The sequence below is a fragment of the Acinetobacter sp. ANC_7635 genome (assembly GCF_056779945.1).
Genome location: NZ_JBWYIS010000006.1, coordinates 153,005 through 166,884 on the forward strand (window position 1 = coordinate 153,005; position 13,880 = coordinate 166,884).

At 40.2% G+C, this 13,880-nt stretch carries 10 protein-coding genes; 2 read left to right on the plus strand and 8 right to left on the minus strand.

The window, feature by feature from the left end; translation table 11 throughout:
• Nucleotides 1–4 precede the first annotated feature (4 nt).
• Nucleotides 5–2,764, minus strand: coding sequence for a DNA polymerase I (gene polA, locus AC1M89_RS08930; RefSeq protein WP_481614107.1), 2,760 nt, complete (start codon nt 2,762–2,764; stop codon nt 5–7).
• A gap of 160 nt (nt 2,765–2,924) precedes the next feature.
• On the opposite strand from polA, the gene AC1M89_RS08935 reads away from it, so the two are divergent.
• Nucleotides 2,925–5,636 (plus strand): DUF2339 domain-containing protein, encoded by a 2,712-nt coding sequence (locus AC1M89_RS08935; protein WP_481614108.1) that lies wholly within the window; start codon nt 2,925–2,927, stop codon nt 5,634–5,636.
• 29 nt (nt 5,637–5,665) lie between these two features.
• Here the strand turns inward: AC1M89_RS08935 and AC1M89_RS08940 are convergent, their stop codons facing one another.
• Nucleotides 5,666–6,583 carry a mechanosensitive ion channel family protein gene (locus tag AC1M89_RS08940; protein WP_035268545.1) on the minus strand — a complete coding sequence of 306 codons (918 nt, stop codon included), beginning with the start codon at nt 6,581–6,583 and terminating at the stop codon, nt 5,666–5,668.
• Nucleotides 6,584–6,592: 9 nt separating this feature from the next.
• Nucleotides 6,593–7,411 carry a hypothetical protein gene (locus tag AC1M89_RS08945; protein ID WP_092768367.1) on the minus strand — a complete coding sequence of 273 codons (819 nt, stop codon included), beginning with the start codon at nt 7,409–7,411 and terminating at the stop codon, nt 6,593–6,595.
• Nucleotides 7,412–7,510: 99 nt separating this feature from the next.
• Between AC1M89_RS08945 and gspE the strand changes: the two genes are divergently transcribed.
• Nucleotides 7,511–8,998 (plus strand): type II secretion system ATPase GspE, encoded by a 1,488-nt coding sequence (gene gspE / locus AC1M89_RS08950; RefSeq protein WP_481588729.1) that lies wholly within the window; start codon nt 7,511–7,513, stop codon nt 8,996–8,998.
• Between the two features lie 228 nt (nt 8,999–9,226).
• Here the strand turns inward: gspE and AC1M89_RS08955 are convergent, their stop codons facing one another.
• From AC1M89_RS08955 to AC1M89_RS08975, 5 genes are all read right to left on the minus strand, one after another.
• Nucleotides 9,227–9,652 carry an organic hydroperoxide resistance protein gene (locus AC1M89_RS08955; RefSeq protein WP_481591516.1) on the minus strand — a complete coding sequence of 142 codons (426 nt, stop codon included), beginning with the start codon at nt 9,650–9,652 and terminating at the stop codon, nt 9,227–9,229.
• A 109-nt stretch (nt 9,653–9,761) separates the two neighbouring features.
• Nucleotides 9,762–10,589: a carbon-nitrogen hydrolase family protein gene (locus AC1M89_RS08960; protein WP_481587539.1), complete on the minus strand. Its 828-nt coding sequence runs from the start codon at nt 10,587–10,589 to the stop codon at nt 9,762–9,764.
• A 38-nt stretch (nt 10,590–10,627) separates the two neighbouring features.
• Nucleotides 10,628–11,134, minus strand: a complete 507-nt coding sequence (gigB, locus tag AC1M89_RS08965; RefSeq protein WP_035268529.1) for an anti-anti-sigma factor GigB — start codon at nt 11,132–11,134, stop codon at nt 10,628–10,630.
• Nucleotides 11,135–11,246: 112 nt separating this feature from the next.
• Complete coding sequence (gene gigA / locus AC1M89_RS08970) at nt 11,247–12,215, minus strand: RsbU family protein phosphatase GigA (RefSeq protein ID WP_035268527.1); 969 nt, start codon at nt 12,213–12,215, stop codon at nt 11,247–11,249.
• A gap of 117 nt (nt 12,216–12,332) precedes the next feature.
• Nucleotides 12,333–13,307, minus strand: a complete 975-nt coding sequence (locus AC1M89_RS08975) for an MlaA family lipoprotein (protein ID WP_481591515.1) — start codon at nt 13,305–13,307, stop codon at nt 12,333–12,335.
• Between the last annotated feature and the right edge of the window lie 573 nt (nt 13,308–13,880).

Here is a 13,880-nt window from a genome sequence, read left to right on the forward strand (position 1 = left end):
GAAATTAGTGCGCTTCGCCCCAGTTTTTCCCTTTGCCGACTTCAACAACAAGTGGCACAGAGAGTTGAACAACGCCTTGCATTGCATCTGCGATTTTAATAGCGATCTCGTCAGCGATCGCTTCATCTACCTCAAACAATAATTCATCGTGAACTTGCAATAATAATTTGGCCTGATCTTTAGGTAAAATTTTATCTACTTCGATCATTGCCATTTTTATAATCTCCGCAGCAGAACCTTGAAGAGGCGCATTAATTGCAGCGCGTTCAGCTGCCTTTCGAATCATCATATTGCGCGCATCGATATCTGGTGTGTATAAGCGTCGCCCTGTAATGGTTTCAACAAAGCCTTGTTCTAATGCGACTTGTCGTGTGCGTTGCATATATTCATAAATGCCAGGATAGCGATGGAAATATTGTTTAATGTAATTTTGAGACTCTTCGCGTGTGAATCCCAATTGACGTGTTAAACCAAACTCAGACATGCCATAAAGTAATCCAAAGTTGACGGCCTTGGCTTGGCGACGTTGATCATTGGTTACATCATCCAAAGCAATATTTAATACTTCTGCTGCAGTACGGCGATGAACATCTTGGCCGTGATTAAACGCGTCAACTAAAGCCTCATCTTGTGAAAAATGTGCCATAAGACGTAGTTCAATTTGTGAGTAATCGGCAGCAAGTAAAACCCGACCTTCAGGTGCAACAAAAGCTTTTCGGATTTGACGACCGATCTCTTCGCGAATTGGAATATTCTGAAGATTAGGATCAGTAGAAGATAATCGTCCAGTTGCGGTTAAAGCTTGATGGTAGCTGGTATGAACACGATGACTTTCGTTATTGGCTTGTTTGATTAAACCGTCAGTATAGGTACTTTTTAATTTAGACAAGCCACGATATTCTAAAATAAGTGCAGCGATCGGGTGATCAATTTTCTCAAGAATGCTTTCGCTAGTACTGTATTGACCTGTTGAAGTTTTCTTACCACCTTTTAAACCTAACTTATCAAAAAGAATATCACCCACCTGCTTAGGTGAGCTGACATTAAAAGGTTGACCAGCGATTTCGATAATCTGATTTTCTAACTCTAGAATTGTATTAGAAAATTCTTGACCCAATTGATCGAGGAAACTCAAATCGAGCTGAATTCCATTTTCTTCCATCGTCGTCAGAACTGCAGCTGTCGGCATTTCGATTTGATGAAGAATATTGAGAAGCTCTGGGATTTCTTTAAGCTTACGCTCCAATACCTCATACAAACGATAGGTTACATGGGCATCTTCAGCGGCATAATGAGCTGCTGTTTCGATTTCAATTTGATTAAAGGTTTTTTGTTTAGCACCTTTGCCCGCCACTTGTTCGTAAGTGGTGGTTAAGTGGCTAAGATAAACGCGCGCAACGTCATCCATACCATGGCGCGTCGCCACAGCATTGAGCACGTACGAGGCAAGCATGGTGTCAAAGTACCAGCCTTGTAAATGAATTCCATGATTTTCGAGAATATGAGCATCATATTTTAAATGATGACCAATCTTCTCAATCTCAGCATTTTCTAAAATTGGTTTGATTTGCGCAAGAATAGCGTCGCGATCCAATTGCTCTGGAGCACCTTCATAATCGTGAGCAAGCGGAACGTAATATGCATCTTGGGCATCAAATGCCACAGAGAAGCCTACCATCTCTGCAACACGATAATCTAAACTTGTGGTTTCAGTATCGAAAGCAAAGCGTTTCTCAGTAGTCAATCTTTGAAAGAGTTTTTCCCAATCCGCTGGTGTTAAAACGGTATGGTAAGTTGCCTTGCCAAGCTGATCATCTACACTAGTTTGAACCGCTTGGTCTTCGATTTTCGATGTTGCAGTACTCGGTTTTGCGATAACTTGACTTGATTGTTTATACGCAGCACTATTTGGATTGTTGGGATGATCTAGAGACTGAAGTTGATTTCTAAACTCAAGTTCGGTGTAAAGCTGACGTAACTCTGCAACATTTGGATCTCGGAGTTTAAGATCATCGTAGGTCAGATTCATGTCTAAGTCACAAACAATACTTGCTAGCTGATGATCTAGCGCAATACCATCTGCATTGTCTTTAATATTTTGGCCTACTTTGCCTTTAATTTTATCGACATTTTCAAGAATTCCGCCTATTGAACCATATTCATTCAGCAGTTTAGCCGCAGTCTTTGCCCCGATACCAGGAACGCCCATGATGCCGTCAGAGGCATCTCCCATGAGGGTTAAATAATCAATAATTTGGTTCGGCCAAACACCAAACTTTTCAAAAACGCCATTCACATCCATGGGCTTGTCTTTAAAACTGTCTTCAAGTGTCACTTTGTCCGTGACCAATTGAGCCATGTCTTTATCGCCTGTGGAAATCAAGACTTGATAGCCTTCTTTTTCTGCACGTTTTGCCAGCGTACCGATGATATCATCGGCTTCCGCACCAGGTATGGCATGGAGTGGGATACCTAAAGCACGAATTAAATTATGTAAATACGGAATTTGTTGAGCGAGTTCGTCAGGCATGCTCGGTCGATCCCCTTTATATATTGGGGAAAGTTGATGACGGAAAGTTGGTTCAGGTGTGTCAAAAATGACAGCCATGTGTGTAGGTTGAACACGACGCATTAATTTTTGGATAGCAGAAATAGCTCCGCGAATTGCGTTGGTTTGTAAACCTGTTGACGTCGTTAGCGGTGGTAGTGCGTGATAAGCACGAAATAAAAAATATGACCCATCGACCAAGACAAATGGTGGCATTGAAACGTTCCTAATCCAATTAACTTTTTTATTGTACGTGATTTTCAGCAGTTGCGCTGATACAAGATTTGCAATCAAGTGTACAGAATATGCGATGAAAAACGCAAAATGCCAATTCTTGCTGAGGTATCATCAATCTAGTTAAAAAGGAATGATGTGTATGCTGAAGCAACATAGTGAAATAAAAATGATTTGGTTGATGCTACTCATCATAGTAGCGATCAGTGCTTGGGTTCTAGCGTTGCCGATCATTACGTTTTTATGTGTTGCTGCATTGATCATAAGTGTTATGCAATATGCCCATCATGTTGAAAAACCGCTTACCAACATTGAGCAACAGACTCATTATTCGAAGCAGAATACATCACGATTGCCCTTATATATTTCGTCATTTCTTGCACTAATTGGCAGCTTGTTCGATTGGACATGGTTGGTTGGATTAGGTTTAACACTCTGGATTTATTTTTTTCTAAACTGGTTGCGCCAACTTGAGGGACGATTAATTCAAATCGGTGCTTTGCAGGAAAAGCTAATAAAACTAGATCGAGACGATCAGACCAGCACCACAAGTATTTTACAAGATTCAGAGGGAATCCAGACAAATCAGCAGCATGATTTGGGTTTTTGGATGCAAATCAGACGATGGATCTTTCATGGGAATCCTGTTCTCAAAGTTGCGATTACCGTCCTAGTGATTGGGGTCGTCTTATTATTGAGATATATGGTTGAACATTGGACCTTAAGTCTTTCAATCAAACTTTTGGCTGTTGCTGTCATCGCCGTCATATGTGTTGCCTTTGGTTATCATATACAGAAAAAAAACCGCGGCTTTGGTCTTGCTTTACAAGGACTGGGTTTTGCGGGATTGTTATTAAGTATTCTATTTGCTTATCAGTATAATCTGTTAAATCTCATTAATACGATTACGCTTTACAGCTTGAGCATGCTGTCGTTGGTCATGCTGATTTTAAAACAGCGGTCAGTGGAGCTTTCCCTGATGGGAGTTTTGGTTGCTTATATTGCACCGTTCACATTACCTCATGCAGATTTTTCCTCAGCTCAATTACTGTCTTATTATCTAGCGGTCAATTGTGTTGTAGGTGTAATTTGTACATTACATCCATGGAAAATACTCACTCAAATAGCGTTGCTGCTCATTATTGTTATCGGTGGTGGTTATGCCTTTTTGAATGGCGGTGTTGCAGAGAGATTCGTTTTATCCTGTCTAGTTATTGCACATGCGAGTGTATTTATTTGGTTGGGTTTCAGATTTAACCAGCTCGCTACACATCAAAATCAAGCTCATTTAGGTCAGCGTATTATTGACTCCGCATTGATGTATGTCAGTCCCTTGGTCGCATATGCATTTTTACATCTCATGTATTTAGATCAAACATCGGTTCAAATTGCCTTGTGTTTGGGTTTTGCATTGACTCACTTTGCGATTTTTAAAGTTGTGCAGCATGCGAAATTTGATACGGCGATTAAACAAAATTATTTAATGTTAGGTTTTATTTTTCTAAGTTTTGTCCCGCCGATCTTTATCCCACAAGTATGGAGTGTGATCGGGTGGATTTTTGAAGGACTGCTTATTTTAATGTGGGGTTTGCATCGTGAGTTTAGGGTAGGGCGAACATTAGGTTATGCGTTGTTAACAGTTGGATTATTTTCGTATGTATACTATTTGATCGAGTTAGCATCAATTCCAAATATCATCCCATGGTTACTAGGTCTAAGTTATATCCTTGCGATTGTGGTCTCCAATGTTGTCATGCGTTATCAAAAACAGCTGACACTGTCAGATAAAATTTTCCTGTCTATTTTTTCTTTTTTTGCGAGTCTTTTACTGCTTTATCAAGGTGTGGAAAGTTTTAGTGAACCGATGAGATTAATCTACACACTTGCATTCACAATTGCGATTTATTTTGCTGCTAATTTAGTCTTACAACCGCGCCAAGTAGTCTCATGGTCATGGTTATTACCAAAATGGTTGGGGCTGATTCCTATTGTAGTGTTCGCAGCTATTATGCTGATCGATCAATACACTCAAGGAGTCATCGTCTGGCAGTCATTTGGTGAGCAAGGCTTGTTTATCTTGGTTTGCTTGGGCCTGAGCTATCTGTGGTTAAAACCAATTTCAAATGCTCAGTACGAAAATGAATGGATCGCCTTTGGTGGACTCGCTTCTTTAGCTTGTGCCAGTGTGGGTGTAGTTTCAATGTCACCTATGATGGGAGCTGTTCTTTTACCTTTGATACTTTATGGCTATAGTGTTTCTAAAACAAAAGACTTGAATAAGCTTTGGTTAACTAAGACTAGCCTCATTTTATTGTTGTGCTGGATTGTCAGCTCACAAATTTGGGTGGTAGAACCCTTTTGGAAATATTTTATCCCAATCTTAAACCCTATTGATTTCGTCAGTCTGACTGGTTTGTGGGTGCTTATTCAGGTGCTTCGCAGTCAAATCAGAATGGGGCTAGAGCGAACACTTGGCGCATTCTTGATCTTACTCGCTGTGCTATGGGTAAGTAGTTATGTACTTCTTAGAGCCTTACATTTTTATTTTGCTACACCTTATAACCAGTGGATCATTTGGCAAGATTCTGCAGTGCAATTGGCGTTGACATTATTGTGGGTGGTCATGGCATTCATTGTGATGAAATATGCCGCTATCATCCATAATCGAGTGGTATGGATGTTTGGTGCAAGTATTTTGGCGATCGTGACTTTTAAGTTGGTGTTGTTAGATTTATCCCATATCGGCACTCTAAGTCGAGTTTTATCATTTTTAGGCGCGGGAGGATTAATGTTGATTATTGCGTACATCGCTCCAGCGCCAGAGCAAAAACGAGTAGAAGAGACTAATGCTTGATCCTGAGATCAAGCATTAACCTTAATTCATTATAATTTAGGCTCTCTTTTGATTTCCTTAGCATTGGCGTATTGGTCTATTTCCTCATCTGTTAACGAGGGTTGTGGAGGGCGATCAACAAAACCCATTTTAGGTACAGGAATTTCAATATGGTGATCAACAAAACCGTTTCGAATCCTCTCTTGCATTTCATCACGCACTTTTAAAAAGTTTTCCTGTTGGCACCAAATGGCGAATAACAATTCGATTGAAGATTCACGGAATGCGGTTACCGTTACAGCAGGTTTGGGATCTGCTAACACTAAAGGATAGCTGTTTGCCACTTTTAATAAAACTTCTCGTACTTTAATGATGTCTTCATGAAAGTTGATTGCAAGTGTAATGGGGATGCGCCGTATCGGGAATTTAGAAAGGTTGTGTACGGGAGCACGAATTAATTGCTCATTAGGTAAACGGACATAGACATTATCTTGAGTCAGTAATTTCACAGACAGTAAATCAATGGAGATCACTTCGCCTTCGATGGTATGTCCACGAATTAACGTAATTTGAATGGTGTCACCAATTTCAAAAGAACCTTCACCAATCAAGAATAAACCGCTAATCAAGTTCGTCGCAGAGGTTTGGGAGGCAAAACCCAGCGCTACGGTCAAGATACCAGCAGCACCTAGAAATACACTTAATTTAAAACCTGCTTCTTTTAAACTCGCCATCACAAAGATGAGGAAAATAAAATAAAAAATACCGCGCCGCCATACCAAACGCTGATGAGCATTAAATTTGGCGCCGATCGTTCTAACAAAAGTATTGGAAACGACTCGAGCAAAAAGGAATCCAATAAAGCAAAGCACAATCGCAATAATAATTTCAGTTAAGCGATCCGTATTGATATTGGTAAATATACTTTTGAGGCTATCAGCAATGGTGCCGGTAAGACTATCTGCCATATGCCCCCCTTAGAAGAATGAATCAAACATGTTAAATAAAGTACTACCTGGGGCACGTGCTGGATTGACATAAATTACATCACCTGCCAATGGTGGGGTGCGATTTTCAATACGAATACGTGCTGGTCGATCCATCCCTTCGTGAATGACTTTAATTTGTGACGTCCATAATCGCTCTGTACTTTCACTATAAAACAAAGGCAGGGCAGGAACAGGTACATTCATTCGATCGAAACGGAGTTGATGTCCACTGACATTGTGAAAGTCAATTGGAGTGACCGCACGAAATGCACGTGGACGAAGTTGTTTGAGTTCTGTGCGACCATCGACTGAAGTGGCGTAACACATTTCACCACTGCGTTGATCAGGACCGAACCATGTATCTTTAGGCATAATGACCGGTATATCGAATAATGGGGTCTTTTGACTTTCGACATAACCTGAAAGCCACAGAGGGGTACTAATATAAAGCGTGCCACGTTGACCAGCTGGAATGTAAATTGGGTCTACAGGACGGATCACCACAGATCGATCTGCAAGACGTGGTATCAATTGAATTTTAGGGTGAGTTTCCCTGAACATATAACGTTCAACATGTACTGGACGAGGAAATGAAAAATGGGGGTCATCCATTTCCTGCCACTTTTGTTCGTAGTCGTATTGAATTTGAGGACGGTAGTACTCCATGCGCCATTCTTGTAAGCCACGAGTGAGTCGAAAGAGCAATGAACCAAATTGCCAAGCACGCACTTGATTGAGTTCAAAATGCTGCTCACCCCACCACCTTAAAGTTGAAGGGTTTTGCTCAAGTTTCTGATCTAGAGACAATAGGGAATATCCTTAAATAAATTCATTAAAAAACTGTCTTCACGCTGTCAAATGCTTAGAGTACACTCGAGGTAATTTTAATCATGATTATCATCCCTTATGCAAGTACTTAAACAAATACAAATACCGTATAGTTTTGCAAAAAAGCATGGCGTTTTGTTGCGTTATGAAGGGGATCAAGTTTTTATTGTCCGTCGTCAAGATACAGCTTTGGTTGCTTTGCAAGAAGCACGCCGTTACGTGGGGCGTACAGCCCAATATCAATTGGCGACTGAACAAGATTTTAGTCAGTTACTCAGTTCAAGTTATGCTGGCGAGACAGGCGAGTCTCAGCAAGTGGCTGCTGGTTTAGAAGATCATCCTGACTTGTTAAGTTTAGCCGATCAAGTACCTGAAGCAGAAGATCTGATGGATCAGGAAGACGATGCTCCGATTGTTAGATTGATTAACGCATTATTGTCCGAAGCCATTCGAGTGAGTGCATCAGATATACATATTGAAGCTTTTGAAAAAAAGTTATCGGTTCGTTTACGTGTTGATGGGCAACTTCGAGAAATCGTGCAACCACGTCGTGAACTTGCCCCATTGTTAGTTTCACGTATTAAAGTAATGGCAAAACTTGATATTGCTGAAAAGCGAATTCCTCAGGATGGTCGTATCTCTTTACGACTGGCTGGTCGTGAGGTGGATGTCCGTGTTTCGACTTTACCCTCTTCACATGGTGAGCGCGTAGTAATGCGTCTTTTAGACAAGCAAGCAGGTCGTTTAAATATGACCCATTTGGGTCTGATGAAAGATGATTACGAGCGATTAACCCAATTAGTGCATCGTCCTCACGGTATCATTCTCGTGACCGGACCGACAGGTTCTGGTAAAACGACGACACTTTATGCTGCACTCTCGGATTTAAATGATGGATCTAAGAATATTTTGACCGCGGAAGATCCAATTGAATATCAACTTGAAGGTATTGGACAAACTCAGGTTAACACTAAAGTGGATATGACATTTGCGCGTGCATTGAAAGCGATGCTTCGTCAAGATCCCGATGTGGTGATGGTGGGGGAAATTCGAGATTTAGAAACTGCAGAAATTGCTGTGCAAGCATCTTTGACGGGTCACTTGGTATTGTCGACGTTGCATACCAATACTGCGATTGGTGCAGTGACGCGTTTAAAAGACATGGGAATTGAGCCATTTCTTCTGTCGAGTTCTTTAATTGGTGTGATTGCGCAACGATTGGTTCGTACTTTGTGTTCGCATTGTCATAGTTGGCGTGCCGCGGATGACTTTGAAAAAGAAATTTTTAAGAATGTCCATGATGGTATTGCGCTCAATCTGCCTCAACCAGAGGGGTGTGAACATTGTGCGCATACAGGTTTTAGTGGTCGTACCGCCATTTATGAAATCGTCCCTGTTGATGATGGAATGCGCCGTCTGATTCACGGGAATGCTGCAGAGTTTGAAGTTGAAAACTATGCTCGCCAGCAGTCAGGTTCGATACGTGATGATGGATTACGAAAGGTGCTTGAAGGTAAGAGTACATTAGAGGAAGTACTTCGAGTAACAAACGAAGCGGCGGAGTGATTCAGAGATTATTTAATAATTCTCGATAAAACGAAGAAGCGCTGATTTGAAATTAAGCCCGAAAGCTGAGGATTCAACAAAAGAGCCCAATCGGAGATGAAAGGGCTTCTTTTATATGGTTAAACAACTGATTTTAAATGGGTTCTAACATGAACTTAACCTACAACGCTAAAAAAGCTGAGATGCAATATGCATATCAGCGTGATTTTTAGGATTGAAACAACTGGATCAAAAAATCACATTCAAGGTCACATCAATATTGCCACGTGTTGCATTTGAATATGGACAAACGATATGAGCAGCATCTACTAGCTTTTGAGCTTGCTCTTTATCCAAGCCTTCCAGATGAATATTTAAAGTGGCTGCTATTCCAAAACCAGTTGGAATAGGACCAATACTCACTTCACCTTCAATATAAGCATCTGGTGTGATTTTCAATTTATCGCGGTTGGCAACAAATTTCATCGCACCTAAGAAACATGCAGAATAACCAGCAGCAAATAATTGCTCTGGATTTGTTCCACCACCGGGACCACCCATTTCTTTTGGTACACCGAGCCGAACATCTAAAATTTGATCTGATGATGTAGCACGACCATCACGCCCACCAGTAGCTTTTGCATGTGCGGTATAAACAACTTTTTCTAATGACATGATTCCTTCCAGATAGAGTATAGGTGAATATCTATACTCTCTGATTTAAAAGGAATGATAAGCGGTAATTTTGTAAAGCTTGGTATTCAATTTTTTATGTGTGAGCAGGTTAAAGCTGAATAAGTTTACGATGCTGAATTAATGGCATCGATTCTCTAATTTTTTTCTGTTCATCGATGTCAAACGGAACTGTAATCATTTGAGCACCTTCTTCAGAGATGATATCTAACAATTGACCACGAGAATTCGCAGCACCAGAGTGACCCCAGGTTTGTCTTTTTTCACCGTGCCACCCTTGTTGAGCTGAGCCTAAAACTTGGCATTGACTATCCATGGCACGAGCTTGTAAAAGTAATTGCCAGTGCATTTGACCTGTCGTGTAAGTAAAAGCAGAAGGTGCTGTTAAAATATTTGCGCCTTGTGCGCGCAGCTTTAAAGCAAGTTCAGGAAAACGAAGGTCATAGCAGACCATTAAACCAATATTGCCAAATGGAGTTTTAGCAATGACGGTTTGATCACCTGGTTCAAAAAACTTAGATTCTTGATATCCACCTACCGCATCACCGACTTGAACATCGAATAAATGAATCTTGTCATAACGTGCTTCTGTCTTTTCAGGGCTAATACAAAGACTGGTTGTTCTGACACGACCATCTGGCACAATGGTGCCGTCTGGGCGAAAAGGACAGGGGAGTGTCCCAGCAACAATCCACATTTGATATTGATGAGCAAGTTGTTCTAAACGAGATTGTATTTCTTCAAATCGTTCAGCAGTCTCACGCTGTTTGCCTGCCGCAAAACAAACGAAATTCTCCGGGAAAACGATCAAGGAGGCCCCTTGATTCTTACTTTTTGCTAACAATGATTCAATGACTTGAAAGTTATTTTCAATATCATTTTGGGAGTTCATTTGGGTGACAGAAAGTAAGGTTGTCATGAGGTTCTCCTTAAGCGCTCAGTATGCTTAAGAGAATATCAGATGCTGTGATCGATGGTATCTTGTTGTTGTTCTAATTGTTTAACCAAAGGTTCGAACATATTTTGGTTATCAGCATTTAATTTCATTAATGTACGATGAGCATCTAATACAGTTGAAAGCATTGCATTATGTGTGATGTGTTCGTCCAATAAAGCGCGCGTGCACACATTCGGATCTCCGCAATAGTTTAAAATTACGAAAACCTGACCAAGACCCATACTGTTCGCAAGTGTAGTGATATCTGGGTTAGTAGATAACATAACAGCTTGAACTTGATGCACTTGTTTGAGCTTTAATCCAAGTTTTGCGAGGATTCCAAGCACAGTACTGTCTATGAATGTAGTTTGGGTTAAATCAACAATTGCGCCTACGACGTTTTGTTGTTGTTCAATCCGAGATAATAATTTATCAAGGCTTATACAAGATTGAGCGCGCACTTCTCCAATGAGTTTGAAAATGTGCGTACCATCCAAGCTTGCATATTCAACATGACCTGTTGACATATAAATGCCATTTGCAGAAAGGATGCTAAAATTATCACATAGCGCAAGTCGATACTCAAGTAGTCTTCAGTCGTAGATCGATTTATAAACAGCTACACTATTGATTATTAACTTAATTTAGACGTTGGAAGCTGAGTATTGCAATATCATCTGCAACATGTTCAGGAACTTCGAATGATTGATTTTGCAAGTGATAGACCAATTGTGTGAATTGTTCATTCAATCCACCATCAAAAGGTTCAAGTGCACCATCTGAGCAAATAATAAAACGAGCTCCACGATTCAACGTACATTCAAACTCTTCAATTTCGAGATCTTCAGTAAGACCTAAGGGAAAGCTGCTGGTGTTGAGGATGCGAGCATCCTGATTAGGTTCAAAGATAATTGCTGGAGGGTAATGCCCTGCGCTTGACCACTTAAGCTGGTGGGTCTCTAGATTCAATGTGCCTGCAATCATTGTAATATGCTTTTCGATGTTCTCTTGTAAAAGCATGCCATTAAGTTTTTTGAGGAGTTCTCGTGGGGTTTTCGATCTACCGTGAAATGCAGCCATCCAAGAGGTAAGAAGTGAGCTTGTTACACCATGTCCAGAAACATCAGCGAGATAAAATAAGATTTCACGATCACTGAGTTTCCAATAATCATACCAATCACCAGATAAGTAAGCTGACGGTTGAAATAAAGTCTCGACTTTATAATTAAGTAGGTCGATTGGGTTGGGTAATAGTTTTTTTTGTAATTCGGCTGCGGAGGGCAGGTCGCGGCTGTCCTGATTACGTTTGTATTTTGCTTCAATTTTAGCAATCGATTTTGCGAGGTCTTTTGGAAGACGATCCCAAATCCAGCCAGCGAGTGCACCAAGTTCCCATGCTTGCGAGAGTTGAAGTCCCTCATCTGCATGACCTATCACGATCGTAGGGAGGGTCCATTTATATTGCAGAAAATCATTAACATCACTAATGGCAATGATGGTTGAATCGTAAAGATGAAGATCATCTATATGAATCATTTGTAAACTCGGCAGAGCCTCTAGAACGCTATCTAGAAGATGGATGTCACGAGTGGGTTGAATGAAATACATAGATGAAAGAATCAATCCTAAATGCTTTATTTATAAAACTATCTTAGACGAACTTATATCGAACGCCAAGTTAAAGTCTAAAAACAGAAGATTTAGACTTTAACTTGCATATGGTTTCTATTCGGATTCCATAGACTCATCCATGAAGGATTCATCATCTGAAAAATCATCTTCAATAAATAGTCCAGAACCCGTTTCTAAACCGCGTTTTTCAGCAATAACATAGTTTTTTCGTTGTAAGTAGGCATCACGCATTGCTGCATACTTGTCACCTTGCAAGACTTGTTCAATCTCTAAAAGTTGAGCACGTGTATCTAATGCGCTAAGTGCCCAGTCACTATAATAGATGCGATCATGACCATCGAGTAAATATTTTTGAGGGCGTGCCTGACTATCCACTACGCGACCAACAGTATCACGGAGGGTGCTTGGTCCCATAAAAGGAAGAACGAGGTAAGGACCAGAAGGGACACCGTAATAGCCTAGAGTAGTTCCAAAATCCTCATCTTCCATTGGGAGAGATAAGCGACGTGCAGGATCAGCGAAACCAAGCGTTGTAATTGTATTTAATGTAAAACGACCAAACGTTTGTGCGGCACGTTTAAAGCGACCTTGAGCAACCTGATTTACAGCATTCCATGGCTCACCCAAATTGTCTCGGAAGCCACGTACTGAATCTCTAACTTGTTCTGGAACTTTATCAGCGTACTGCACGGCTATGGGGCGCAAGACATTTTGATCGACAACATCATTAAATGCGTAGATTTGTCTGTTTAAAGGTTGAAGTGGATCTTTTTCATTTTCAGGTAATGCTGCTGTTGCATTGACTTTGAAATTATCAATTTTTAAATTTTTTAAATCTTTGATAGATCCATTGGTGTTAACTGAATTTTCTAAAGCTGGTTGTGAAGCCTTAGCAATATCGTTGTTTAAAGGCTGGTTATTATCATTTGAGGTAGACAACTTATCAGATGTTGATAATGCAGTATCGTCAGCAATTTTATTGCCTGCAATCTCAGGTTGTTTGGCGTAAGCGGGTGCTGCTAAACCAATACTTAACATACTGACCCAAATAAGTTGAGAGTACTGCATAAAAACATCCTAGAATAAAAGCTGAATATTAGTCTTATTAAATAAATAGTAAGTACGAACAGAATAACGCCATTATAGCGAGAGTTGAAAGCAGTTTACTAAAGTATATTTGCACAAAAAATGTGAATTAACCGTGAAAAAAGAGTGATTTTGTAGAAAATATAATCACTTGTTAAGAAAATATAATTAAATTTTAAAAAAGAGGTTGCATTGGGGGAGGAATACTGTAGAATGCACATCCATCGGCGGTGATGTTGATTAAAACTTGTTGAAAAACAAGGGTTTAGCTGAATAGGTTGGATCTAAGTTTTGAGAATAAGTTAGAAAATAAATTAACATTGCTAGTTGACTTTCTGAAAAGAAAGGGTAATATAGCCGACCTAGCTTGATGCTGACGAAGCATTAAGAAGATCATTAAGAGATTATGAAGAACAACTTGTGTGGATTTTTACTGGTTGATTGATCGATATATATTATCATTGATAATTGGTAGAAATTTCTCGAAGTTTATTTGAGCAAATTTTTTGTCAGTAATTGATGAGCCAAGATTGGTACCCTTTAGGTACTATTGAT